Genomic DNA, 1,010 nt, shown 5'->3' with positions numbered 1-1,010 from the left:
GAGCGAGCGCAGCGAGCGAACCACGAGCACCGTCACGGCCGGGCACCCGTACCGTGCGCCTCTTCTCCCGGGGGTCCGGCCGTGAGCGAGCGCAGCGAGCGAACCACGAGCACCGTCACGGCCGGGCACCCGTACCGTGCGCCTCTTCTCCCGGGGGTCCGGCCGTGAGCGAGCGCAGCGAGCGAACCACGAGCACCGTCACGGACGAACACCCGCGGTCCGCCGCCTTCTTCGACCTCGACAAGACGATCATCGCCAAGTCGAGCACCCTCGCGTTCAGCCGTCCGTTCTTCGACGGCGGCCTGCTCAACCGGCGTGCCGTCCTGCGCAGCGCGTACGCGCAGTTCGTGTTCGCGGTCAGCGGCGCCGACCACGACCAGCTCGAGAAGATGCGCGGCTACCTCACCCAGCTCGTGACCGGCTGGGACGTCGACGTCGTCCGCCAGGCCGTGGCCGAGACCCTGCACGAGATCATCGACCCGCTCGTCTACGAGGAGGCCGTCGAGCTGCTCGAGCAGCACCGGGCCGCGGGCCGCGACGTCGTCATCGTCTCGGCGTCCGGCTCGGAGGTCGTGGAGCCGATCGGCGCGATGCTCGGCGCCGACCACGTCATCGCCACGACGCTGGTCGAGGACGAGGGCCGCTACACCGGCGAGATCGGGTTCTACGCCTACGCCGAGAACAAGGCGGTGGCCATGCGACGGCTCGCCGCGGAGCGCGGCTACGACCTGGCCGACTGCTTGAGGATCCCGAGCGAGGCCAGCCGGGGGTCCCGCTCGACCAGGGCGAGGGCGACGACCCGGTTGCCCTCGCCGCCGGTGTCGAAGACGTCCTCCACGTCGGCCGGCGTCATCGCCCCCGTGTCCATCTCGCGGGCGCTCTGCATGACCGCCTCGAGCTGCTGCGTGCGGTCCCAGCCCGACGGCTGGGTGGCGTGCAGGTGCTCGTACCGGGAACCCACCGCGGCCGCGGTGGCCCGCAGCACGGAGGCCCGCCGCTCGAGGCGCGCG

General features: G+C 72.5%; 1 protein-coding gene. It reads left to right on the top strand.

Annotated features, from left to right (window positions below; all coding sequences use genetic code 11):
* Positions 1-164: 164 nt before the first annotated feature.
* Positions 165-1,010 (top strand): HAD family hydrolase (locus AC2W7G_RS17105; RefSeq protein WP_485869498.1); only part of this gene is annotated, 846 nt, incomplete at its 3' end.

The organism is Aeromicrobium sp. PFPM2_SD2, assembly GCF_057364525.1.
The sequence above is the reverse complement of the archived record's forward strand: the minus strand, read 5'-3'. Positions and strand labels throughout refer to the sequence as shown.